Source organism: Streptomyces sparsogenes subsp. cuspidosporus, from assembly GCF_039532705.1.
Taxonomy (GTDB): Bacteria; Actinomycetota; Actinomycetes; order Streptomycetales; family Streptomycetaceae; genus Streptomyces; species Streptomyces sparsogenes.
This window is the reverse complement of sequence record NZ_BAAASD010000002.1, coordinates 162,284-186,320: the sequence shown is the minus strand read 5'-3', so window position 1 is coordinate 186,320 and position 24,037 is coordinate 162,284. Positions and strand designations below refer to the sequence as shown.

Annotated in this window: 20 protein-coding genes and 1 pseudogene; 12 read left to right on the top strand and 9 right to left on the bottom strand. The window is 72.0% G+C overall.

Features of this window, described 5'->3' with window-relative positions; all coding sequences use genetic code 11:
* Window positions 1-10 precede the first annotated feature (10 nt).
* From ABFY07_RS03395 to ABFY07_RS03375, 5 genes are read left to right on the top strand one after another with little or no spacing between them, the layout of a single operon-like run.
* Entirely contained in the window at window positions 11-1,309 is a 1,299-nt protein-coding gene (locus ABFY07_RS03395; protein WP_346173119.1) for an MATE family efflux transporter, read from the top strand.
* Entirely contained in the window at window positions 1,306-2,316 is a 1,011-nt protein-coding gene (locus ABFY07_RS03390) for a glycosyltransferase family 2 protein (RefSeq protein ID WP_346172976.1), read from the top strand. The genes ABFY07_RS03395 and ABFY07_RS03390 overlap by 4 nt, the downstream gene beginning before the upstream one ends.
* Complete coding sequence (locus ABFY07_RS03385; RefSeq protein ID WP_346172975.1) at window positions 2,313-3,554, top strand: polysaccharide pyruvyl transferase family protein; 1,242 nt, start codon at window positions 2,313-2,315, stop codon at window positions 3,552-3,554. The genes ABFY07_RS03390 and ABFY07_RS03385 overlap by 4 nt, the downstream gene beginning before the upstream one ends.
* Entirely contained in the window at window positions 3,551-4,102 is a 552-nt protein-coding gene (locus tag ABFY07_RS03380) for a dTDP-4-dehydrorhamnose 3,5-epimerase family protein (protein ID WP_346172974.1), read from the top strand. The genes ABFY07_RS03385 and ABFY07_RS03380 overlap by 4 nt, the downstream gene beginning before the upstream one ends.
* A 7-nt stretch (window positions 4,103-4,109) precedes the next feature.
* Window positions 4,110-5,462 (top strand): glutamate-1-semialdehyde 2,1-aminomutase, encoded by a 1,353-nt coding sequence (locus tag ABFY07_RS03375; RefSeq protein ID WP_346172973.1) that lies wholly within the window; start codon window positions 4,110-4,112, stop codon window positions 5,460-5,462.
* 12 nt (window positions 5,463-5,474) lie between these two features.
* On the opposite strand, the gene ABFY07_RS03370 is transcribed toward ABFY07_RS03375, so the two are convergent.
* Entirely contained in the window at window positions 5,475-6,155 is a 681-nt protein-coding gene (locus ABFY07_RS03370) for a phosphatase PAP2 family protein (RefSeq protein ID WP_346172972.1), read from the bottom strand.
* 529 nt (window positions 6,156-6,684) lie between these two features.
* Here ABFY07_RS03370 and gyrB point away from each other — a divergent pair.
* Window positions 6,685-8,745, top strand: a complete 2,061-nt coding sequence (gene gyrB / locus ABFY07_RS03365) for a DNA topoisomerase (ATP-hydrolyzing) subunit B (RefSeq protein ID WP_346172971.1) — start codon at window positions 6,685-6,687, stop codon at window positions 8,743-8,745.
* A 34-nt stretch (window positions 8,746-8,779) separates the two neighbouring features.
* On the opposite strand, the gene ABFY07_RS03360 is transcribed toward gyrB, so the two are convergent.
* A complete protein-coding gene (locus ABFY07_RS03360; RefSeq protein ID WP_346173118.1) occupies window positions 8,780-10,294 on the bottom strand; it encodes a carotenoid oxygenase family protein in 1,515 nt (504 codons plus the stop codon).
* A gap of 720 nt (window positions 10,295-11,014) precedes the next feature.
* Here ABFY07_RS03360 and ABFY07_RS03355 point away from each other — a divergent pair.
* From ABFY07_RS03355 to ABFY07_RS03330, 6 genes are all read left to right on the top strand, one after another.
* Window positions 11,015-12,814, top strand: a complete 1,800-nt coding sequence (locus tag ABFY07_RS03355) for a hypothetical protein (RefSeq protein ID WP_346172970.1) — start codon at window positions 11,015-11,017, stop codon at window positions 12,812-12,814.
* Between the two features lie 4 nt (window positions 12,815-12,818).
* Window positions 12,819-13,583, top strand: a complete 765-nt coding sequence (locus ABFY07_RS03350) for a hypothetical protein (RefSeq protein WP_346172969.1) — start codon at window positions 12,819-12,821, stop codon at window positions 13,581-13,583.
* 166 nt (window positions 13,584-13,749) lie between these two features.
* Window positions 13,750-13,914 carry a 50S ribosomal protein L33 gene (rpmG, locus tag ABFY07_RS03345; RefSeq protein WP_076971187.1) on the top strand — a complete coding sequence of 55 codons (165 nt, stop codon included), beginning with the start codon at window positions 13,750-13,752 and terminating at the stop codon, window positions 13,912-13,914.
* 50 nt (window positions 13,915-13,964) lie between these two features.
* Window positions 13,965-14,225, top strand: coding sequence for a type B 50S ribosomal protein L31 (locus ABFY07_RS03340; RefSeq protein ID WP_346172968.1), 261 nt, complete (start codon window positions 13,965-13,967; stop codon window positions 14,223-14,225).
* A gap of 266 nt (window positions 14,226-14,491) precedes the next feature.
* Window positions 14,492-15,889: an MFS transporter gene (locus ABFY07_RS03335; protein WP_346172967.1), complete on the top strand. Its 1,398-nt coding sequence runs from the start codon at window positions 14,492-14,494 to the stop codon at window positions 15,887-15,889.
* On the top strand, window positions 15,886-17,163 hold the full coding sequence (locus tag ABFY07_RS03330) for an FAD-dependent monooxygenase (protein ID WP_346172966.1): 1,278 nt from the start codon (window positions 15,886-15,888) through the stop codon (window positions 17,161-17,163). The genes ABFY07_RS03335 and ABFY07_RS03330 overlap by 4 nt, the downstream gene beginning before the upstream one ends.
* On the opposite strand, the gene ABFY07_RS03325 is transcribed toward ABFY07_RS03330, so the two are convergent.
* The 7 genes and pseudogenes from ABFY07_RS03325 to ABFY07_RS03295 all read right to left on the bottom strand — a co-directional run bounded on the left by ABFY07_RS03325 (window position 17,106) and on the right by ABFY07_RS03295 (window position 24,018).
* Window positions 17,106-17,795 carry a response regulator transcription factor gene (locus ABFY07_RS03325; RefSeq protein WP_346172965.1) on the bottom strand — a complete coding sequence of 230 codons (690 nt, stop codon included), beginning with the start codon at window positions 17,793-17,795 and terminating at the stop codon, window positions 17,106-17,108. The genes ABFY07_RS03330 and ABFY07_RS03325 overlap by 58 nt on opposite strands.
* Window positions 17,792-19,180: a sensor histidine kinase gene (locus tag ABFY07_RS03320; protein ID WP_346172964.1), complete on the bottom strand. Its 1,389-nt coding sequence runs from the start codon at window positions 19,178-19,180 to the stop codon at window positions 17,792-17,794. The genes ABFY07_RS03325 and ABFY07_RS03320 overlap by 4 nt, the downstream gene beginning before the upstream one ends.
* A gap of 135 nt (window positions 19,181-19,315) precedes the next feature.
* Window positions 19,316-20,709 (bottom strand): annotated as a pseudogene (locus tag ABFY07_RS03315) (MMPL family transporter); the annotation flags it as partial.
* A 183-nt stretch (window positions 20,710-20,892) separates the two neighbouring features.
* Window positions 20,893-22,155, bottom strand: coding sequence for an MFS transporter (locus tag ABFY07_RS03310; protein ID WP_346172963.1), 1,263 nt, complete (start codon window positions 22,153-22,155; stop codon window positions 20,893-20,895).
* A complete protein-coding gene (locus ABFY07_RS03305; protein WP_346172962.1) occupies window positions 22,152-22,640 on the bottom strand; it encodes a MarR family winged helix-turn-helix transcriptional regulator in 489 nt (162 codons plus the stop codon). Before ABFY07_RS03305 ends, ABFY07_RS03310 begins: the two co-directional genes overlap by 4 nt.
* A gap of 204 nt (window positions 22,641-22,844) precedes the next feature.
* Window positions 22,845-23,558 carry a VOC family protein gene (locus ABFY07_RS03300; protein ID WP_346172961.1) on the bottom strand — a complete coding sequence of 238 codons (714 nt, stop codon included), beginning with the start codon at window positions 23,556-23,558 and terminating at the stop codon, window positions 22,845-22,847.
* 82 nt (window positions 23,559-23,640) lie between these two features.
* Window positions 23,641-24,018 carry a nuclear transport factor 2 family protein gene (locus tag ABFY07_RS03295; protein ID WP_018088611.1) on the bottom strand — a complete coding sequence of 126 codons (378 nt, stop codon included), beginning with the start codon at window positions 24,016-24,018 and terminating at the stop codon, window positions 23,641-23,643.
* Between the last annotated feature and the right edge of the window lie 19 nt (window positions 24,019-24,037).

The following is a 24,037-nucleotide window of genomic DNA, read 5'->3' as shown; positions in this document are numbered from 1 at the left end:
GACCGACCCGATGACCGGCGAGGAGGAGACTCCGCGGGCAACGGCGCCACCGGCCGGATCCACCCGGCGGGCCCTCGTCGGCCGGCTGTCCTGGGGGCTGGCCGACCAGGCGGCCTCCAGCGTGAGCAACTTCGTGGTGGGGATCTATGTGGCCCGCTCCCTGGGGCTGGCCGCCTTCGGCGTGTTCAGCCTGGCCTGGGTGACCTACGGCGTGCTGCTCAACGTCTCCCGCGGGCTGGCCACGGACCCGCTCACGGTGCGCTTCAGCGGTGTGCCGGTGGCGTCCTGGCGCGCGGCGGTGGCCCGGTCGTCGGGCAGCGCGCTCGGCCTCGGCGCCGCCCTCGGCGCGGCGTGCCTGGTGGTCGGCCTCGCGCTCGGCGGCCGCGTGGGGCCCGCGTTCGTCTGCCTCGGCGTCATGCTGCCGGCGCTGCTGCTGCAGGACGCCTGGCGGTTCGCGTTCTTCGCCGCCGGCACCGGGCACAAGGCGTTCGTCAACGACCTGGTGTGGGGCGTCGCCCTCGTCCCGGCCATGGTGGTAGCGGCCCGCGTGGGCAGCGTGGCGGCCTATCTGCTCGCCTGGGGCGCGTCCGCCGCGGTGGCCGCGGGGTACGGCTGCGTCCAGTCCGGCATCCGGCCCCGGATGCCCGAAGCGCGCGGGTGGCTTCGCGAGCAGCGCGACCTCGGCTACCGGTACCTGGTCGAGAACGTCGCCCTCAGCGGCGCGAGCCAGCTGCGGGCGTACGGGCTCGGCGCGATCGTCGGGGTCGGCTCGGTGGGCGCGGTCCGGGGCGCCGAGCTGCTGCTCGGCCCGTTCCTCGCGGTGTTGATGGGGCTGTCGCTGGTCACCGTCCCGGAGGCGGCGCGGGTGCTGCGCCGGGCCCCGCACCGCCTCGGCGCGTTCTGCCTCCTGCTGGGCGGCGGGCAGGCCGCCGCCGCGCTGCTCTGGGGCGCGGCTCTGCTGCTGATGCCGGACCGGCTCGGCGAGCTGGCGCTGGGCGGTGTCTGGCACTCCGCCTCGCGGCTCATCGTGCCGGTCACGCTCAGCGTCGCGGGCGCCGGCCTCGGCACCGGCGCGGCGGCCGGGCTTCGCGCGCTCGCCGCGGCCCGGCGCAGCCTGCGCTGCCAGCTGATCGCCTCCACCTTCTATGTCGGCGGCGGGCTCGGCGGGGCGGCCCTGGCCGGCACGGTCGGCTCGGCCTGGGGCGTCGCCGCCGCGACGTTGAGCGCCTCGGCCGTGTGGTGGCTGCACCTGCGGTCCGCCCTGCGCGAGCACCACCACGAACCCATCCCCGAAGTGAGGACGCCATGACCGACCGACCCCGGCTGAGCATCGGCCTGCCCGTGTACAACGGCGAGGAGTACCTGGCCGAGTCGCTCGACGCCCTGCTCGGCCAGACCTACGAGGACTTCGAGCTGGTCATCTCCGACAACGCCTCGACCGACGGGACCCGGGACATCTGCCGCCGGTACGCCGAGAAGGACTCGCGGATCCGGTACATCCGGCTGCCCAGGAACGTCGGCGCCACGCCGAACCACAACTATGTGTTCACCGAGTGCCGCGGCGAGCTGTTCAAATGGGCCTCGCACGACGACCTCTACGGCCGGGACCTGCTGCGGGTTTGCGTGGAGGCGCTGGACGAGCGGCCTGAGGTGATCCTCGCGCACGCCGACCAGGCCGTCATCGACGGCGACGGCCAGGTGAAGGTCCCGTACGAGTACGGGCTCGCCACCGCCTCGCCGCGCCCGCCGGAGCGCTTCCGCAGCATGCTGTTCGAGCCCGGTGGCGACGACTTCTACGGGGTGATCCGGGCCGACGTACTGCGCCGGGTGAAACCGATGGACAGCTACCACCACGCGGACCGCACGTTCGTCGCCGAGATCGGCCTGCACGGGCCCTTCCACCAGGTGCCGGAGCTGCTGTACTTCCGCCGCGACCACCCCACCCGCGCCGAGCGGGCGAACCCCGGCAAGCGCTCCCGGTGCGTCAACCTGGACCCGCGCCGGGCAGGCCCGCTGCACCCGACGCCCCGGCTGCTCGCCGAGTACGTCTGGGGCTTCGTTTCGGCGATCCGGCGGGCGCCGCTGTCCTCGGCGGACCGGCGCGCGTGCTACCGCCACCTGGCCGCGTGGATGGCCAGCCGGGCGCGGCCGGGCGCCGGTGAGCGGGTCGAGGACCGCGCCCCGGTCGACCCGGCCAAGCTGACGGTCTCCGTCGACGCGCTGGTCGCCGGCCGTGAAGGCCGGGACATTCGTGAAGGCCATGACGTTCGTGAAGGCCGTGACGTTCGTGAAGGCCGTGAAGGGAGGCGGGCATGACGCCCGCGAACGGGACTCCGGTGCGCGTCGGGGTGTTCGGCCTGCTCGGCTCCGGCAACCTCGGCAACGACGGGTCGTTGGAGGCCGTGCTCGGATACCTGCGCGCCGAGCACCCGGAGGCGGTCGTGGACGCGCTGTGCGGCGGGCCCGAGGCCGTCACGGCCCGGTTCGGGATCCCCGCGACGCGGCTGCACTGGTACCGCGGGGAGTACCGGACCGCGTCCCGTGCGGGCGCGATCGCGGCCAAGGGTCTGGGCAAACTGGTCGACGCCGTCCGCACCGCCGCCTGGGTGCGCCGGCACGACGTGGTGATCGTGCCGGGCATGGGCGTCCTGGAGGCCACGCTGCCGCTGCGGCCGTGGGGCTTCCCGTACTCGCTGTTCCTGCTCTGCGCGAGTGGCCGGCTGCTGCGCACCCGGGTCGCGCTGGTCAGCGTCGGCGCCGCCACGATCGGCAACCGGCCGACCCGGGCCCTGATGCGCTGGTCGGCGCGGCTGGCCGCGTACCGGTCGTACCGGGACGCCCGGTCCCGCGACGCGATGCGGGCGATGGGCGTGGACACCTCGCGCGACGAGGTCTACCCGGACCTCGCGTTCGCCCTGCCGACGCCACCGGCGACCGCACTCTCGGGTCCATCGGGTCCATCGGGCCGAGTCTGCCTCGGCGTCATGGCCTTCCACGGCGGCAATGACGACCGCGCCCGCGCCGAGGAGATCCACCGGCGCTACCTCGACGGGACGATCCGGTTCGTCCGCGCACTGGTCGAGGACGGCAGGCCGGTCCGGCTGCTCACCGGAGACGAGTGCGATGCGCCGGTGGTCGCCGCGATCCTGGACGCGGTGGACTCACCGCTGGTCACCGCCGCCGAGGCGGCGTCGCTGGCCGACCTGATGCAGGAGATGGCGGCTGCCGACACCGTGGTGGCGATCCGGTACCACAACCTGATCTGCGCGCTGAAGACCGGCACGCCGGTGCTCGCGCTCTGCTACGCGGCGAAGAGCGACGCCCTCATGGATCGGATGGGCCTCGGCGCGTACTGCCACCCGGCCCGCGAGGTGGACGCCGACCGGCTGCTCGAGCAGTTCCGGGCGCTGGAGAAGCGGTCGGCAGAACTTCGGCACACCCTCGCCGAGCGGAACCTGGCCGCCGCCCGGCAACTCGAGCACCAGTTCACCGCCCTGGACGCGGCCCTGTTCCCAGCGACCGACCACGCCCACGCCCTGCGGGAGGCTCCATGAAGGCGACCGAAGTCCGGGAGATCGCCGGCGCGTACCTGTTCGAGCCCGCGCCGTACGCCGACGAGCGCGGCTTCTTCTGCCGCACCTTCGACGCCGATGTGGTCCGCTCGGTGGGCCTCGACCCGCACGCCTTCGTCCAGGACAGCCTGTCCCGCTCGGCCCGGGGCGTGCTGCGCGGCCTCCACCTGCGCTCCGGCGCCGGCGAGGCCAAGCTGGTGCGGTGCTCGTACGGGAGGATCTTCGACGTGGTCGTGGACCTGCGGCCGGACTCGCCGACATACCTGGGCCGGGCCTTCTTCGAGCTGTCCGGCGAGACGCAGGTGACCCTGTACGTCCCGGCGGGGTGCGCGCACGGCTTCCAGGCGCTCACCGAAACCGCCGACACCTCGTACCGGATCGACCGCCCGCACGATCCGGCCGAGGACGTGACGATCGCCTTCGACGACCCGGAGCTCGCTATTCCCTGGCCGCTGCCGGTCGCGTCGATGTCCCAGCGGGACCGGGAGGCGCCGAGCCTCGCGGAGGTCCTGAAGCGCCAGGGAAGGTGAAGTGGGCGTGGTCACCGAACACACGGAAGGCACCGGATCCACCGGGGAGTTCCTCCTGCCACGGTCGCGGATGGCGAACGAGCGGCTGCACGCCCTGGTGCCAGGGGGCGCGCACACCTACGCCAAGGGCGACGACCAGTACCCCGAGGACCTGGCCCCGGTCATCAGCCACGGTCGCGGTGCCCATGTGTGGGACATCGACGGCAACCGCTATGTCGAGTACGGCTCCGGCCTGCGGTCGGTCAGCCTCGGCCACGCCCACCCCCGCGTGACCGAGGCGGTGCGGCGGGAACTCGACCGCGGCAGCAACTTCGTCCGGCCGTCCGTCGTGGAGCTGGAAGCCGCGGAACGCTTCCTGGCCACGGTGCCGACCGCCGAGATGGTGAAGTTCGCGAAGAACGGCTCCGACGCCACCACCGCCGCGGTGCGCCTCGCCCGCGCCGCCACCGGGCGCCCGCGGGCGGCCATCTGCGCCGACCATCCGTTCTTCTCCGCCGACGACTGGTTCATCGGCACCACGCCGATGTCCGCTGGTGTTCCGGCGGCGACCAACGAGCTCACCGTGGCGTTCCCCTACGGTGATCTGGCCGCCGTGGAGGAACTGCTCACCCGGTACAGGGACGAGGTCGCCTGCCTGATCCTCGAACCCGCCACCCACACCGAGCCGGCGCCCGGGTACCTCGCCGGCCTGCGCGAGCTGGCCGACCGGTACGGCTGCGTGCTGATCTTCGACGAGATGATCACCGGCTTCCGCTGGTCAGAGGCGGGCGCCCAGGGCCTGTACGGCGTCGTCCCCGACCTCTCCACGTTCGGCAAGGCGCTGGGCAACGGGTTCGCCGTCTCCGCGCTGGCCGGGCGCCGCGATCTGATGGAGCGGGGCGGGCTGCGTCACTCCGGCGACCGGGTGTTCCTGCTGTCCACCACGCACGGTGCGGAAACGCACTCCCTGGCGGCCGCGATGGCCGTGCTCACCAGCTACGCCGAAGAGGGCGTCACCGCCCGGCTGCACGCCCTCGGCGAGCGGTTGGCCGCCGGTGTCCGTGCCGCCGCGGCCGACATGGGCGTCGGCGACCACATCGTCCTCCGGGGCCGGGCCAGCAACCTGGTCTTCGCCACCCTCGACGAGAACCGGCAGCCGTCGCAGCGGTACCGCACCCTGTTCCTGCGCCGGCTCCTCGCGGGCGGGGTGCTGGCCCCGTCGTTCGTGGTGAGCAGCGCGCTCGACGACGCGGACATCGAGCACACCGTCGAGGTGGTGGCCCAGGCGTGCGCGGTGTACCGGAAGGCACTGGACGCCGCCGACCCCACTCCGTGGCTGGGCGGACGACCGGTGAAACCCGTGTTCCGCCGATGGGCATGAGATGACATGACGTCAGCGAGGCCCCCGCCGACCGGCGTGGGCCGCCCGGTCGACCGGCCGGTCGGCCATCCGGTCGATCAGCCACGCGGTCGCCGGTACCACCGCCAGCGCGGTGCACCAGCCGCCGAGGACATCGGTCGGGTAGTGCGCGTCCAGGGCGACCTGCGCCCACCCCATGGCGGCGCCGGCCACCAGCGCGGCGGCGAGCACGAGTGATGCGCCGGCGGTCCCGCCGGGGCCGAGTCGGCCGGTCGCGAGCAGCGCCACCACGAGGGCGAGCGCGGTGAGGAAGGCGGTGTGGCCACTCGGGTAGGACAGGCTTCCGTCGTGGATGGTACGTCCCACCAGGGACTTGAGCAGCGTCGCCGCTCCCACGCTCATGCCGGCGCCGACAACGGCCAGCACCGCCGCGCGAGGACTCCGAAGCAGCAGGCAGCCCGTCACGATGGCCACCACGAGCGTCGCCGCTCCCGCGGGCTCACCCAAGAAGTCAACGGCCAGAGCGACTTGCCGCCACGACGGCCCCACACCGTCCACCGCCGCCCGGACCCGCGCGTCCACCCTGCCGGGCTTGCTGTCGCCGGCGTACAGGACCCCGAGCACGGCGACCACCAGCGCGGCGAGGGCCGCGATCAGCCCGAGCCCCATGCGCAACGGCGGGGACAGCAGGGCGGGAGCCGGCCGGCCGGTCACACGCCCACCGCGCCCGGATCGATGAACGCGCGCACTACCCGCCGCTCTTCGGTTTCTGCCGGCGCCGACTCCCCACCAACGAGCCCCCCATCGTGTCCGACCCGGCCCGCGCGGGGCCGTCGCCAGTCTCCCCCTGCCACCCTAACCAACAACGCCGCCGCGCAAACCGTCGTCAGAAAGTGTCCGAGTGTGGTTCCGACCTGCGATCGCTGGAGAAAGTGTCTGCGGCCCTGCACGGCAAGGCGTCAGGAAAGCCACTGCACGCCCCCCTCGTGCATTTTGACGGATGCGACGCAGGGGGGATTGACCGATAGAGAGAAAGAGGGCCACAGGGGCGTACAGACATCTTCTCGCCCGGGGCACAGGAGACACCTTCGGTATCCTCGAAATCGTTCCGGCGGCCAGTGGTCCCGAGCCCTGAGGGCTCAGGGGTCTCCTTTGTGTTGCCGCGCCCCGTTCCGCCAGCTGTCCGTCGGCTCCCGCACCGTGGTGCCGGAGCGCGGTCCGCCATGCCCGAAAGAGAGCATCTGTGACCACTCACGGCACTCGCACCGCCACCGCCACCGCCACCGACACCTCCGGGTCCGAGCAGACCGGCCGTGCCGAGGCCGCGTCGTCCTATGACGCCGACGCCATCACCGTCCTGGACGGTCTCGACGCCGTGCGCAAGCGGCCCGGGATGTACATCGGCTCCACGGGCGAGCGAGGGCTGCACCACCTCGTGCAGGAGCTCGTGGACAACTCCGTGGACGAGGCGCTGGCCGGGGTGGCCGACCGGATCGAGGTGACGATCCTGGCCGACGGCGGCGTGCGGGTGGCCGACAACGGCCGTGGCATTCCGGTGGGGGTGCATCCGGTGGAGAAGCGGCCGGCCGTGGAGGTCGTGCTGACCGTGCTGCACGCGGGCGGGAAGTTCGGCGGCGGGGGGTATGCGGTCTCCGGGGGACTGCACGGTGTGGGCCTGTCGGTGGTCAACGCCCTGTCGACCCGGCTGTCGGCGGAGATCTGGACCGACGGCCACCGGTGGACACAGGACTACGAGGACGGCGCCCCCACCGCCCCGCTCGCCCGCCGCGAAGCCACCTCCCGGACGGGCACCTCGCTGACCTTCTGGGCGGACGGCGCCATCTTCGAGACCACCAACTACTCCTTCGAGACGCTGGCCAGGCGTTTCCAGGAGATGGCATTCCTCAACCGGGGGCTCACCCTGACCCTGACCGACGAACGTCCGTCCGCGCGTGCCACGGCCGCGGCCGACGAAGCCGGCTCGGACACTGCCGAGGAGCAGGCGGCGAAGACGGTCTCCTACCGCTATGACGGCGGCATCACCGACTTCGTCGCCCACCTCAACGCCCGCAAGGGCGAGCCGGTCCACCCCTCGGTGATCTCCATCGGCGCCGAGGACACCGAACGGCTGCTGTCGGTCGAGGTCGCGCTGCAGTGGAACGGCCAGTACGCGGACAGCGTCCACTCCTACGCCAACGCCATCCACACCCATGAGGGCGGCACCCACGAGGAGGGCTTCCGCACGGCGCTGACCACCGTCGTCAACCGCTACGCGCGGGAGAGGAAGCTGCTGCGGGACAAGGACGGCAACCTCGCCGGCGAGGACATCCGCGAGGGCCTGACCGCGATCATCTCGGTCAAGCTCGGCGAGCCGCAGTTCGAGGGCCAGACCAAGACCAAGCTCGGCAACACCGAGGCGCGGACCTTCGTGCAGAAGGTCGTGCACGAGCACCTGACCGACTGGTTCGACCGCAACCCGAACGAGGCGGCCGACATCGTACGCAAGGCCGTCCAGGCGGCCACCGCCCGGGTCGCGGCCCGCAAGGCGCGCGACCTGACCCGCCGAAAGGGCCTGCTGGAGTCCGCGGCGCTGCCGGGCAAGCTCGCCGACTGCCAGTCCAGCGACCCCTCCCGGTCGGAGATCTTCATCGTCGAGGGCGACTCCGCCGGCGGTTCGGCGAAGTCCGGCCGCGACCCGCGGTACCAGGCGATCCTTCCGATCCGCGGCAAGATCCTCAACGTCGAGAAGGCCAGGATCGACAAGATCCTCCACAACCAGGAGATCCAGGCGATCATCTCCGCGTTCGGCGCGGGCGTGCACGAGGACTTCGACATCGCCAAGCTCCGCTATCACAAGATCATCCTGATGGCGGACGCGGACGTCGACGGCCAGCACATCAACACCCTGCTGCTGACCTTCCTCTTCCGCTTCATGCGGCCGCTGATCGAAGGGGGCCACGTCTACCTCTCCCGTCCCCCGCTCTACAAGATCAAGTGGAGCCGGGACCACGTCGAATACGCCTACTCCGACCGCGAACGCGACGTGCTCCTCGAACGGGGCCGGCAGGCCGGCCGCCGCGGCAAAGACGACTCCATCCAGCGCTTCAAGGGCCTGGGCGAGATGAACGCCGAGGAGCTGCGCGTGACCACCATGGACCCCGACCACCGGGTCCTGGGCCGGGTCACCCTCGACGACGCGGCGGTCGCCGACGACCTGTTCTCCGTCCTGATGGGCGAGGACGTGGAAGCGCGCCGCCACTTCATCCAGCGCAACGCCAAAGACGTCCGCTTCCTCGACATCTGACCCGCCGCCCCCGGGCCCGCCACCCCGGCCGTGGCTAGGCGTCCGCGACCCAGCTGCCGTGGAATCCCAGCGGTACCCGGCCGGGGAGGTGGATACGGGCCAGCGGGTGGCCGCCGAAGTCCTGGGCCGAGAGGATGACCAGGTCGGTCGCGCCGCGGTCGGGGTCGTTCACATACGACAGGACGTAGCCGTCGTCCTCGTCCCGCGCGCCGCGCCGGGGGACGAACACCGGCTCGCTGACCGCCGCGCCCTCCGGGAAGCGGTGAAGCTGCCGGCTGCTCCGCAGCATGTCGTGCTTCACCAGGTGGTTGGTGAACTTCTCGTCCGGCGGCACCCCGTCGACGGTCTCGTACGCGCGCCACATCTCGGCCGCGCTCGCGGTGTAGGCGTAGCGGTGCCGACGGGAGACCAGAGACTCGTTGATGCGGGGGAACTCCTGCGGGCGGTCGTCCAGCCGGCTGCTGCGGACGCGGCCGGCGCGCAGGTCGATCGTCCAGCGGTCGAGGGTCGGGGCGCCGGTCGCGGAAGGTCCGCCCATGCCGCGCCCGGCGGCGTGGAACGGCGCGGGGAACCCGGTGTACTCGACCACGACCGTGTCGCCCTGGTCGTAGGCGTTGAGGGTGTGCGAGTAGTACACGGGGTCGATCTCGAACCAGCGTATGGCGCGGCCGCCGGTGCGACGCAACAGCCCGATGCGCATGGGATGCCTGTCGTTCCACACGTACGGCACGAGCGCGCCCGCCTCCGCGGCGGCACCGTCGAAAGTGATCGGCACGTCCACGATCACCACGTACTCCTCGGTGAGCGCGAAGTCGTGCATCATCGGCGCGTCCGCGACGGGGATCCGCGTGGTCCGCGCCACCCGGCCGGTCCGGTCGATCAGGATGTGCCGCACATGGTCCCACGTGGGGTAGTACGCGATCGCGTGCAGCTCGTCGGCCGCCGAGTCGTACTTGGTGTGCGCGGTGAACGCGCCGCCCAGCGTGGAGCGGAAGTCGTACGGGCGCAGGGTGTTGAGTTCCCCGTCCAGCTCGTACGGCAGCGGCCCGCCTTCCTGCATCGCGAGGATGCGTCCCTTGTACGCGATCACATGGGTGTTGCACGCGAAGTCGTCCGGTGGCGCCTGGCCCGGGTAGGCCTCCCCCAGCTTGGCCGTCACCTGCGAGGACCGCACCCAGCGGTTGCGGTACCACTCCGCGCGCCCGCCGCGCAGCCGGACCCCGTGCACCATTCCCTCGCCGAGCATCCAGTGGTGGGCACGGACATCCTCGAGGCCCAGCGGGTTCGGGCCGTTGCGCAGATAGCGGCCGTCCAGGTCACCCGGGACGCGGCCGGACACCTCGAGGTCAAAGGCCGTCAACTCCTCCGTGACCGGCTCGAAGGCCCCTTCCAGGAACGGGGTCGCGCCGATCGCGCCGCTCTCCCCGGCCACGGGGCCCGCCTGTGCCGCGGCCGGGAACAAGCCGGGCCCGAGGCCGCTGCCGACCACGCCGCCCGCTGCCGCGACCGCGGCGCCCTTGAGAATCCTCCGCCGTGCGTGACTGGCCATCATGCTTCCCCGCTCCCTTGTCGATGTCCGGCTCCGTCCGCCGGGTTCCGGGTGACGGGATCAACCCTCCTCCGCCGTGGCCCGTGAAACAGTCGGCCCAGGCCCCGAATCGGGGGTGGTGATGGCACCACCCCCGAGGCCGGGATGTCGCGGCGAGCCGCTGGAGGTCTTGTGGCACAGCACGCTGCCCGCGGACCGGCCGCACCGAACGGCCCGATGTCCGAAAACCAGCGCACGTGGGACGTGACCGACCTTCAGACTGTTGCCGTAACGCTCGAGCCATTCCGCCATCGCAGCCTGTTCCCGTCCTTGAGGGCCAGGACAGCCAGGCGTAGGGGCGCCGCCCCCGGGACGGCGGCCCGCAGACGACCCACGGGGAACACCATGACGGAGCACGAAGGCGTACACCGGCCACCCCAGGACTCCCCCGACGGCCCACCACCCGGCGCTTTCGGGCCACCGCCCCCGTCTCCGCCGAACTACCCGCCCCCGCGATCCCCGTACGCCGCGCCACCCGGCGTCTTCGGGCCACCGCCTCAGGGCCCGTACCCTCCGCACGGCCCGTACCCTCCGCAGGTACCGCCGCGGTACTCCCCCTACGGGCCTCCGCCCGGCCCGCCCCCTTTGCCGTACGGCCCTCCCCCGCCGCCCCCCGGGCAGGGACGGCGGCTGCTGCCCGCCGGGCGGCGGAAACGTCTTCTGTGGTTCGGCGGTGCCGGTGTGCTGGTCACGGCACTGCTGGCCGGGCTGCTGGTCTGGAACACCTCGGGATCCGAGAAGCCGGAGGCCAAGCGGGATCTGAAGCCCTTCCGGCAGGCCGTGGCCGCCCTGGCCGACGTCCCCGGCCTGCGGTACCAGGACTCCGGCGGCGTCCTGACCAAGCGGGATGTCACCGTCACCGCCTCCGGCAGCCGTTTCGGCACCGAGGGCTCCGGCGACGCCGACGCCAACCGCGAGATCCTGCACATCGGCGGCAGGACCTTCACCCGGCAGAAGGCCCCGGTCTCCGGTACGGAGTCCGGCAAGGGCGACTCGGGGAAGTGGGGGGCCGCGGAGGAGAGCGACGGTGTGACGCAGGAGGTGGTGAAGCATCGGCCGGCCCCGCCCGACCTGGCCACGAAGCTCTCGAAGGCTCTCGACAAGCTGAAGGACACACCCGCCCCGACCGAGTCGGCGAAGCCTCCCACGGTCAACGGCACACCGGCCCTCGCGGTGGACACCTCGGCGGGCCGTCTGCTCGTCACCGAGCAGAAGCCCCACCGGGTGCTGCGCCTGGAGTCCTACCGCACCTCCCGGTCGGCCGGCGGCTCCGAGGGCTCGGCCGCTCGCTCGGCCTCGGTCCGGCTGGCGCCCGCCGCGGCACAGGGGGCCTCCGAGGACGAGGATCCCCCCGAGACCCCCGAGGTGACGGACGGCCCCCTCGAGGGCAGCGAGGTCGCGGGGCTGGACCTGACTCCGGTCACCGGGGACGCCGTCGACCCGATGTTCGACTCCCTGGAGAAACAGACCAAGGAGCTGAACAAGGCGACCGACGGCGGCATCGCCCTGACCCTCAGCGGTTCGGGAACGGTCACATGCGGTTCCGGTGGCTGCACCGCCGCCAACAGCTTCACCGGGCAGATCACCACCAGCGCCAGGAGCCGCCTGAGCGACGGCAAGGTCACCGCGGCGATGACCGCCTCGTTCACCATCGACGGCAGGTCCGCGGGCCACTGCGCCAGCCCGCAGAGCTCCTTCGCGGTCACCGGCACCAGCGTCTCCGGCAAGCTGTCCTGCTCCAACCCGGGCGCCGGACCGACCTTCGCCTCGGTCGAGGCGCGGAAGAAGGCCGACGCACGGGCCCGCTCCCGGGCCAACGGCGGCCGTCCGGTCCAGTACCGCATCCCCTACCGCGCCGACACCGTGATCAGGGCCTATGCCCTGGCGAGGACCGAGGTCAGGAAGCTGGTCGACCGGGTACGGCAGGAACGCGACGGCACCGGCTGCACCCTCCGCGGCTCCGTGTCCGGCGCGGCGGCCCGTTCGGCCGGCGCCGCCGAGCCCTCCGAGCCGCCGTACGCCGCCGCCCTCCGCGCCCACCGCCCGCCCACCGGCGCCGAGGCCGTCGCCGGCGGCGCCAAGTGCCCGGACGAGAAGGCCGTGGGCGCCGCCGACAAGATCATCGAGCGGGCCGCGGAGGGCAGGGTACGCAAGTCCAGCAACTACCACCCCCACTTCAGCGACGAACGCGTGAGGGAGATCCTCAAAAACCCGGACGCGGTGTACCTCTCCCAGGGAAAGCGTGGGAACCTCATCTTCCGGAAGGGCGAGGACATCGTGGTCACCAAGGGCGACGGAGCCGGCGTGGGTGACGTCATCACGGGCTACGGCCCCTCCGGGAAGAAGGGGCCGAGCGGGGCCGAGGCTCTGGGCGGGTCGCCTGACGACCCGGGGCCTCCGGTGACCCACGAGGACATCGTGAATGGAAAGATCCCCGACACCAAGGGCGGCTTCATGCCACCCGCCAGGCGTATCCGATGAGGCGATGAGCACGGTGCAGATCACGCTCGGCGACACCATGGTCGCCGAAAGGACGGACAGGCCTCTCGCCTTCACCCCCCGCCTCGACTTCCGCGATCTCCAGCTGATCGTCGCGGGATACACGGACCCGGCCGGACGGGAGCGGCAGCTGTCGGCCACCTTCGGCAGCGCGCAGTGGTTGTGGTCGCAGGACGAGCATTTCCGTTTCGACCTTGGCAGCCGGGAACTGTGCAGCCTCACGTTCTTCGTGCCTCCGGAGTCTGTCTCCGTGCCACGGCGCCGCGCTCTCCCCGACGCCCCGCGTACGCTAGCGGGCGGACTGCGCGCGGAGGCGGCGCGGGACTTCGCCATGCCCCGGACCACGGTCTTCCACTGCGACGCCGAGGCCACCGAGCTGCGATGCCTCCGGGACATCGGTGTCCTCGACCGGGACCTGGACGCGCGGCTCGGCATCGCCCCCGACGTATCCCTCCTCGTGCAGCAAGGGGAGGTGGCCGGCTGGAGCCTCGCGGATCCCGCGCGGTATCTGACCGACGGGTTCGCCGAGCCCCGCCCCACCCCGCCGGCCCCTGCCACCCGGCTCCGGCTGGCCGAGTGCCTGGAACTGGTCTCCTCGCCGCTCGTCGACCAGGTGATGGACCAGGACGCGGACGCCTGGCACAGGCTCCGCGCGACCGAGCACGCCCTGTGGGTACAGCAGGAGGACCGGCCCCGCGCAGAGATCCTGCACGGGGTCATCAGCCGCCTCATCGAGGACTACGAGCCCTGAGGGGGGATCGCGAGCCCTGCGGCGATCGCCTGGCGCGGGACGGCAGTACCTCTTCTGAGCAGTGGCCGGCCACCGCCGGGAATGTGGCGCCGGGTGGTGTGGTTGAAGGGGACGTCTGACATGACCGAGTCAATCGGGACTCGGGTGGTGGCGGAAGGAGTCCCCCATGGCACGCAGCACCACGCGACCTGTCGTCAAGCTGAAGTCGACGGCCGGTACCGGAGTCACCTATGTGACCCGCAAGAACCGTGTGAACGACCCCGACCGGCTGGTCCTGCGCAAGTACGACCCGGTGGTCGGCGGACACGTCCTGTTCCGCGAAGAACGCTGACACCTGCCTCCGTCGTCCGGCGACGGAGGCCCCCTGAGGAGGCACCACCCATGAGGTCCGGCATCCACCCCACCTCCCGACCCGTCGTCTTCCGCGACCGCGCTTCGGGGTTCCAGCTGCTCACCCGCTCCACCATCGACACCCGGCAGACGGTCGAGTGGGAGGACGGCGCCACGTATCCGGTCGTCGACGTCGAGATCTCGTCGGCGAGCCACCCGTTCTACACCGGCACCTCGCGGGTCCTGGACACCGCGGGCCGGGTGGAGCGCTTCGAGCGGCGCTACGGCCGCACCGCTCCCCCTCGCCACTGACGGCCTGACCCTTTCATGGCCCGGCACCGCACACGCGGTGCCGGGCCATGCGCGTGGAGGGGGTGTCTCACTCCGCCCCGGCCCGAGCCGGGCTGTGGTGCCGGGCTGTGGTGCGTAGGCACCAGGACACGCGAGTGGCTGGTCCGGGCGCACCAGGGGAAGACGGCGCCGGGGGACGATGCCCGGCGGGGCGCCGGAGGGAAGTGTGGGAGGCGCGTGAATCCCGCGCATTCCCCTTGCCCCGCGGTGTCTGGAGTGATCAACAGGTGGCGACCGAAGCCGTGGTTTCCCCGGTACGCATCGGAAGGCTGTCGATCGGTGCCCTCGGCATCTTGGCACTCGCCCTCGGCACGCTGCAGTCAGTGGTGGAGCCCGCGCTCCCGCTGCTGCAGCGTGAGCTGGGGGTCAGTCCTGCCGAAGGGGCGTTGGTCGGCAACACGTTACTCATCACCGGCGCGGTCGTCGCACCCGTCGCAGGCAAACTCGGCGACCGCTACGGCGGAAAGCGGGTGCTGGTCCGGCTGATGGCCGTGGTCTCGGCCGGTGGTCTGTTGGCCGGCCTGGCACCGAACCTGCCGGTGTTGTTGCTCGGCCAGGTATTGCAGGGCGTCATGGTGGGCGCCTTGCCCCTCTCCTTCATCCTGGTACGCAAACACCTCCCGTCAGGAGAGTCCCAGCTGGCGATCGGGGTGGTCATGGCGCTGTTCACGGGCGGCGGCATGGTCGGGACGCTGTTTGCCGGGCCGATCGCGGAAGGACTGTCCTGGCATTGGATGTTCGCGCTGCCGACGATTGCGATCATCGCGGCGACGCTGGTCCTGACTCGGCTGATGCCGCATGATCCGCCGAGCCCGTCGGACCACAGGATCGACTGGCCCGGCATGGTGCTGCTGAGCGGCACATTGCTCACGTTCATGCTCGGGCTCGTGAAGACGACGGGCGCCGGCCTGCCGCCACTCGCGGTCGGTGCCATCGCGGTGGCCGTGGCCGCCCTCACGACCGGATGGGTCGTCGTCGAGCGCCGGGCGGCCTCGCCGATGGTCGATCTGGGCATGCTGGCAAAGCCCGCGATGTGGCATTCGTGCGTGCTCACCCTCGTCATCACCGCCGGTTTCGGCATGGTGGCCTTTCTGCTCCCGCAGCTGTTCGCGGTATCGGCAGACGGGTACGGCTTCGCTGCCGACACCACCGAGATCGGACTGTTCCTGCTGCCCGGCGCCGTCGCCGGGGCGGTGAGCGATTCGGTGGGCGGAATCGCGGCGCGGCGTTTCGGTCTGCGTGCCGTGCTCGTCGTGGGGGCCGTCGTCACGGCCGGCACGATGGTTGCCCTGATGTCGCTGCACACCGCGGAGTGGCAGCTCGTCCTCGCGAAGGTGCTGGCCGCCATCGGCGCGGGCCTCGGTACCACGGCGTTGCTCACCCGGACCGCCACCGCCGTCGGGACCAGGGACACCGGCATCGCCACCGGCCTGCTCGTGGTGACACGGGTGATCGGCGTCGCCGTGGGCTCCCAGGTCGCCGGCGCGATCCTCGACGCCGGGGCCGACTCGACGACGGGCCGGCCGGCCGAATCGGCCTTCGTCACGGGTTTCGCCGTCGCCGGCCTCGTCGCCGCGCTGTCCCTGCTCGTTGTCCGTTCCACAAAGAAGGGAACCCAGGCATGACACCTACGGATCTGTCGCTGGACGTGAGTACTCCCGCGACGCGCACCGTTCTGATCTCCGGGGCCAGTATTTCCGGGCCCGCCCTCGCGTACTGGCTGCACCGGTCCGGATGCGCGGTCACCGTGGTGGAGAAGGCAGGAACACCGCGCGACGGTGGTTACCCGATCGACGTCCGCGGCACCGCGATCGAGGTGGTCCGGCGGATGGGGATACTGCCGCGACTGCGGGACGCGCATATCGACTCGCGGCGCTGCACCTTCCTCGACGCCGATGGCAGTGAAGTGGCCTCGCTCAGCCCGTCGGCCGTGGCCGGCGGGGTCGAGGGACAGGACCTCGAGGTGCGTCGTGGGGATCTGGCCGCGATCCTCCACGCGCTGGTCCGCGACGACGTGGAATTCCTGTTCGGCGACTCCATCGACACCCTCGACCAGTCCGGACAAGGGGTCGACGTCACTTTCCGCAGTGGGCGGCGGCGCACGTTCGACCTGGTGGTCGGCGCCGACGGTATGCACTCGGCCACCCGGGAGTCCCTGTTCGGCCCCGAGGAACAGTTCCACCGCTACCTCGGCTACTGCTTCGCCATATTCACCATGCCGAACACCTTCGGCCTCTCCCACGAGGTCATGATGTGGAACACCCCGGGGAAAGCCGCGGCCCTCTACGCCGTCGGGGACGACGAGCTCCACGCCTTCCTGACCTTCCATCAGCCGGAGCCGCCGTTCCATGCCCTCCGGCACCCCGAGGCCCAGCGGGATCTGGTCGCCACGGTCTTCGCGGGCGCGGGATGGGAGATCCCCGGCATGGTCAAGGCCCTGCGCGACGCGGCGGACCTGTTCTTCGACACGGCCGGTCAGATCCGCATGCCCCACTGGTCCAGCAGCCGCGTCGCACTCGTCGGCGACGCCGCGTACGCACCCTCGTTCCTCACCGGCCAGGGGTCAAGCCTCGCGCTGGTCGGTGCCTACATGCTCGCCCACGCCCTGGCCACGAACCGCGACCACACCGCGGCCTTCGCCGCCTACGAACGCGACGTTCGCGAGTTCGTCGCCATGAACCAGGCCCTGGTCGACAACGGTGCGGCCACGCTCTTCCCCACCACGGCGCGGGCCCTGGAGCGACGCGACACCGTGCTGCGTGGCCTCGTCACTCTTCCCTCCGCACCCGCACGGCCTGCCCACTCGGCCCTTGCCCTGCCCGAAGCGCCCCCGGCACAGGACTACGACAGGCGGTCGGTGCCGCCGTCGGGGGCGGCATGGGCCAGGCCCGTGCGGTAGGCGATGACGACGAGTTGCGCCCGGTCTCGGGCCTCCAGCTTCGTCATGGCGCGCTGCACGTGGGCGCGGACGGTGAAGGGGCTGAGGAACATCCGCTCGGCGATCTCCTGGTTGGACAGGCCGGTCGCGACCAGGGCCACCATCTCGCGTTCGCGCGGGGTGAGCAGGGCGAGCTGTTCGGGGCGGTGCGGCGGGGCGTCCGGTGTGGCCAGGAAACGGGCGACCAACGAGCGGGTCGCGGCGGGGGACAGAAGGGTGTCCCCCGCTGCGATCGTCCGCACGGCGTCCAGCAGGTCCTCGGCCCCGATGCCCTTGCCGACGAAGCCGCCGGCCCCCGCGCGCAGCGCCTGGGCGACGTACTCGTCGGTCTCGTACGTGGTGAGGATCAGGATGCGGCTGGCCCGCAGTTCCGGGTCCGCGCAGATCTCCGACGTGGCGGCGAGACCGTCCACTTCGGGCATGCGTATATCCATGATCACCACGTCCGGGCGCAGTTCCCGGGTGAGTCTCACCGCCTCCCTGCCGTCGCCGGCCTCGCCGACCACGGTGATGTCGTCGGCACTGTCGAGGAGTATCCGGAAGGCACCGCGCAGCAGGGCCTGGTCGTCGGCGAGCAGCACCCGGAGCGTCACGGCGCACCCCCGGCCTCTCCGCCGCCCGTCCGTCCGCCGCCCGCTCGTCCGCCGCCCGCTCGTCCGTCGCCCGCTCGTCCGTCGCCTGTCGCTTCGTCGGCCATCCGCCCCTCCGTGGTTGTTGCTCCGTCAGTTCTCCGCGTCGTGTCCTTGGCGGGCGGCAGGGGCAGCTGGGTGGAGACGAGGAAGCCGCCCTCCGGGCGCCTGCCGGCGGAGAGGTGTCCCCCGACCGCGAGGGCCCGTTCACGCATCCCGATCAGACCGTAGCCGGGCGGGCGGTCCGGCGCCGTGGACGCGGTCGGCACCGTGGACCCACCCTGCGCCGCGGCCGCGGTCGGCGCCGTACGAGCGCCCCCTCCGTCGTCGGTGACGGTGATGGTCACGCGATCGCGGTTCCAGGACAGGCGCACCCGGGCGCTCTTGGTACCGGCGTGCTTGGTCACGTTGGTCAGGGCCTCCTGGACGATGCGGTAGGCGGTGAGGTCCACTCCCGGCGGCAGCGGCCTGGCCGTGCCCTCCTGGTGCACCGACACCTCCAGGCCCGCGCGGCGGAAGGACTCGAGGAGCGTGGGAAGCCGGGACAGCCCGGGCGCCGGTTCGGCGGGCGCGGCGGCGTCCCCGGACTGGCGCAGCAGACCGACCGTGGCCCGCAGTTCGTCGAGCGCCGCGCCGGTGGTCTCGACGAGCTCGTTCAGGCTCTTGCGGGTCTGCTCCGGGCGGGCGTCGAAGAGGTGGGCGGCGACCGTGGCCTGCGCGTTGGCCAGGGTGATCTGATGGGCCACGAGGTCGTGCAGTTCCCGGGCGATGCGCACCCGTTCCTCGGCCACTCTCCGGCGCGCCTCGCTGTCCCGGCTCTCCTCGGCCCGTCGGGCCCGCTCCTCCATGGCCGCGAGGTAGGCCCGTCGGTTCTGCGCCGAGTGCCCGAGTACGCCGGCCACCAGGGGGAACGCCGCCACCGCTCCCACCCTGCTCGCGTCCTTCCAGGAGAGGGCCCCGAACAAGGGGGTGGAGGCGACCAGCAGCGCCACGGAGGTGAGCGCCACCGCGCTCGCCGCGTGCCGTCGGGTGCGCGCGGTGAGCGAGTAGGCGGTGATCACGGCGGGGGCCACGATGAGCGGGCTCAGCAGGAGGCCCAGGGCCGGCACCAGCACGCCAGTCGCGGTCGTGGCCGCCATGGCGGCCAGGGGCGCCCGGTGCCGCACCGGCAGCACGGCACAGGACGCCACGGCGATGAAGTAGGCGGCGGCGGGCGGCGGTGACAGCGTGCTGCCGTCGTCCCGCACCACGCCGCCGAGCAGACAGAGCACGAACGCCGTCGCCGTGACCGCTCCCTCCCGCCACCACGTGCCGCGCGGTCGCGGGCCACCGCCATCCGTGTTCGTCACGGCCGGCTCAGTGCCGGTGCCGGCCGGCGGGGAGCCGCACCGCGTCCGACTCGGCCGCGGGGGCCGGGACATGCCTGCTCAGTGCCTCACCCTCGATATCCACATTCGGCAGCACACGGTTCAGGATACGGGGCGGCCGTTGAAGCCGGGGCCGAAGCCTTCCGACAGCAGGTCGTAGGCGCGGCGTTGGGTGGTCTCCACCGGCTTGGACTCGTCTCCGGGCAGCCCGAGTTCGAGGCTCAGCGCCGGTACGGCGACGGCGCCCAGGCCGAGTCCGGCGATCAGCAGCACGGCCGCCGGTCGGCGCAGCACGAACCGCGCCCAGCGGGTGCCGAGCCCGGGCCGGGCGGCCGCGGCGGGCATCGGGTGCGGGCGCGCGCTCCCCGGGCACTCCCTTCCCGGCCGCTCCCTTCCCGGCCACTCATTTCCCGGGTGCTCATTTCCCGGGTGCTCACTTCCCGGCCGCTCCCTTCCCGGGCGCTCGCTTACCGGCCGGCGATCCGCGGGTGCCTTGCGGACGGCTCGGGACAGTATCGGCCGAAGAAGCCGAACAGCGCGGGGACCAGGGTCAGTGCGACGAGTACGGCGAGGGCCACGGCGCCCGCGCCACCCATGCCCATCTTGGTGAGTTCGGGGATTCCGACGACCCCCAGCCCGGCCAGGGCGATGAAGACGGTCGCGCCGGCGAAGACGACGGCGGATCCGGCCGTGCCCACCGCCCGGCCGGCGGCCTCCTCCGGTTCGCTGCCCTGGGCCCGCTCGTCGCGGAAGCGGGAGGTGATGAAGAGCGCGTAGTCGATGCCGACCGCCAGCCCCAGCATCAGCGCCAGGATGGCGACGGTGGACGTCAGGCACAGCGGCACCGCCAGCGCGGCGACCAGGGCGAAGGCGATGGCCACGCCCAGGAAGGCGGTCAGCAGGGACAGTCCGGCCGCGGCCAGCGACCCGAGGGTGAGGACCAGCACCACCGCCGCCACCACCACGCCGATGATCTCCGTCGTACCGCCCGGTTCCTCTTCCGAGTCCAGGGCCGAGCCGCCGATCTCCACGGTCAGCCCCGCGTCCCGGGCGTGGCGCGCGGCGTCCTCGAGGGCGCTTTTCGTCGCCTCGGTCAGGTCGACGGCGTCCGCGGTGTAGGTGATCGTGGAGTAGGCGATGGTGCCGTCCTCGCTGACAGCGCCGGTCTCATAGGGGTCGGTGGTCGACGCGACCTGACCGCCCCCGTCCAGCGAGCCGAGCGCGTCCTCGACGGCCGCCTTGTTCTCCCTGGCCGTCACCCGCTGTCCGTCCGGGGCCCGGAACGCCAAGCGGGACTCGGCACCGTGGGAGTTGCTCTGCGGGAAGCGCTCGTCCAGCAGGTCGAACGCCTTCTGCGACTCGGTGCCGGGCAGGGAGAGGTCCTCTTCCTCCCCGGCCGGCGCCATGGCGGCGGCGGCGATGGCCAGCACCAGGGCCCCCGACCACAGACCACCTACGAGCCGGCGCCGCCGGAAGGCCCACCGTCCGACCCGGTAAAGACATGTCGCCACCTGTTGATCACTCCAGACACCGCGGGGCAAGGGGAATGCGCGGGATTCACGCGCCTCCCACACTTCCCTCCGGCGCCCCGCCGGGCATCGTCCCCCGACGCCGTCTTCCCCTGGTGCACCCGGACCAGCCGCTCAGGTGTCCTGGTGCCTGCGCACCACATGCCTGCGGGTGCCGGAATCAGGTCATCCGGGCTGACCTGCTGGTTCGGCGAGCGGTGTGCGGTAGGCGCGAAGTGGGGCGTTGGCCGCGGACACGGCGGCGACCGCCAGGACGGCGGACAGCCCGCCGAACACCAGGGAGAAGGGGGCGGAGGTGGCCGACGCCAACAGGCCACCGCGGAAGTTGCCGAGTTCGGGGCCCGCGACACCGATGACGTGTTCCACCGAGGAGACCCGCCCCCGGTACGCGTCCGGGGTCTCCAGTTGGACCAGGGCGCTGCGGGTGACGACGGACACGGTGTCAGCGGCGCCCGCCACGGCCAGGCAGCCGAGCGCGAGCCACAACGGCCCGGCCAGACCGAAACAGGCCAGTGCCAGGCCCCAGACGCCGGCGGCGGACAGCTGGACCAGTCCGCCGCGGCGCCAACGCGTCACCGTTCCGGAGAGCAGACCGGCCGTGATCCCCCCGACCGCGACGGCCGAGAGGAACAGGCCGAGGGTCTGCGGGTCTCCCCCGAAACGGATCTCGTTGACCAGGGGAAAGAGCGCGATGGGCATGGCGAGCAGCGTTGCGGACAGGTCGGTGGCCATCGAGCCCCACAGGGTCGGGCGGCGCAGGACGATCCGCCATCCGCCACGCTTCGGCCGGCGCCTGCCGCCTGCCGCGTCGGCGCCTTCGGGCCGCATGGTCGGCAGGCGGATGACCGCGAGCATCGAGACGGCCATGGCCACCGCCTGGGTCGCGTATGCGGCGGGCAGTCCCCAGTGGGCGATGATCAGCCCGGCCAGCGCGGGGCCGGCCAGCATCGCCGCCTGGAAGGAGACGTTGGTCAGCGCGAGACCGGCCGCGACCTGGTCGCCCGGCAACAGCCGGACCGGGAAGGTGCGCCGGGCCGGAGCGCCGAGAGCGCCGCAGCTTGTCCCCATGGCGACCAGGGCCAACAGCAGCAGCACGCTTCGGTTGTCCGCGAGGGCCTGGACACTCAGCCCCGCGGCGGCCAGCAGTTGGCCCGCGGTGGTGGCCCGCACCACCGTACGGCGGTCGACGCTGTCGGCCAACGCGCCGCCGAGCAGCCCGAACAGCACCATTGGCAGGCCGGTGGCGAGCCCGATGGCGCCGGTGCCCACCGGGCTGCCGGTCAGGTCCCAGACCTGGGCCAGCACCGCCACAGTGGCTATCTGTCCGCCGATCTGGGAGACCGAGGTGCCGATCCACAGGTCGCGGAACGCATGGCTGCCGCGCAGTGGGCGGGTGTCGAGGAACCGGACACGGACGCGTCGCCTCATCGCGGTGGCTCGACAAGATGGTGGAGGATCCGCTGCCGCATCGACCGTCGTTCCAGTGCCCGCCGCACCTCCTCGACAACGGCGGTCATCGCGTACGGGACCTCGCTGTCGAGCTCCGCCACCGTCTTGTGGGTGGCGCGCCACTCCGCCTCCAGGAACGGCACCAGCGACCTGCCCCGCTCGGTCAGGTCGATCCGGCGGGTGCGGGCGTCAGGCCCCGGCTCGGAGGTGACCAGGCCCTCCTTGCGCATGGCGGCGACGGTCTGGCTGATCGCGGAGTGCGAGCGGCCCAGGGACTCCGCGAGCTCGCGAATGGTCAGTGGTCCGGTGTGGGCGAGCCGGATGAGCGGATAGGCGAACCGAGGCCGCACCCCCTCGATGCCACGCTCGAGATAGACCTGCTCGATCTCGGCGTCCATGGCCGCCAGAAGCTCGTGCAGGGAGTGCCAGGGATCGGGCAGCGCTGTGGGATCCAGAGATGTCACAGCGCTAATATAACAGCGCTGTGACAATTGCGGGCAGTGATCCGAGGTCACCCTCCGGGAGCGCCGGGACCCGACCGGCGACAGCCTGGCCCGCCTCCTGGCCGGCAGCCGGGCCCGGCTGCCGGCGCGAGGTCAACTACGCGGCCGGCGACCTCGGGATCGCCCTTCTCGAACACGGCTGACAGGGCTCCGTCAGGCCCCGCTTCACCGGTGCGTGAGTACGCGGAACTCGTTGCCGTCGGGGTCGGCCATCAGCACCGCGCCGTCCCCGCCGCCGGCGGAGTCGAGACGCTTCGCCCCGAGGGACAGCAGCCGCTCGACCTCCCCTTGCGGATCGTCGTCCGGCGCGAGATCGAGGTGCAGGTCCTTGCCGGGATCCGGCATCAGCGGCGGACCGCCCCACGTGATCTTCGTACCGCCGTTGGGCGACTGGATGGCGGTCTCCTCGTCCTGGTCCCAGACCAGCGGCCAGCCCAGCGCCTCGCTCCAGAAGTAGCCCACGGCCTGCGAACCATCGCAGGCGAGCGCTCCGATCAGGCCGCAGCCGAGGAGGAACTTGTTGCCCGGCTCAAGGACACAGAACTCGTTGCCCTCGGGGTCGGCGAGCACCACATGGGAGACGTCCGGTCCTTGACCGACGTCGGCATGGCGCGCACCGAGGCCGAGCGCCCTGGCCACCGTCTCCTGCTGGTCCTCCGGGGAGGAACTGGTCAGGTCGAAGTGCGACCGGTTCTGGGCGACCTTCCGCGCCCGGGAAGGGCGGAAGCCGAGGCGGTAGTCGGCGTCATTCCCGGACAGCAGGGCGACGCTGCCGTGAGAATCGTCGGCTCTCTCCAACCCCAGGAGACCGGACCAGAAACGCGCCAGGCGCTCGGGCTGCCGCGCGTCGAAGGAGATTGCGAAGAGTCGGCTGCTCATGGCGCCACGCATCCTCTGGTCCGTTGAGTGCCGACCGTCGGCAGGGCGCCGTGTCAGCGCCTCGTACCGAGCGTAGCCTCACTCAGGAGGCGGACGGCTCGATCTCCCCCGCGAAGACGATGACCTGGTCGATGAGGCTCCGCCGCAGATGGACGACGTCCGTTCCCGCCAGGCGGGGGCCGCCGTCCGGCGTGGTGAAGACCCACTGGTACCGGGCCCACTCGCCAGGCATGTCCACCGCTGAGCAGCGCACCATCGTACCGGTCCCTGCCGGGTGGCGCCTGATGTCCAGCACGAACCGCTCGACCGCCTCGATCCCTTCACTGCGGCCCAATGGCCCCCAGAAGACCACGTCTGAGGTCAGGGCTTGGGAGAGCAGGGCAGTCACATAGCTGTCGTCCGAGGCGTTGAACGCTGAGATGAACGTGTCGATTGCGGAGCGCGCGGTTTCTTCCTGCATGCCCCAGTAATACCAGCCG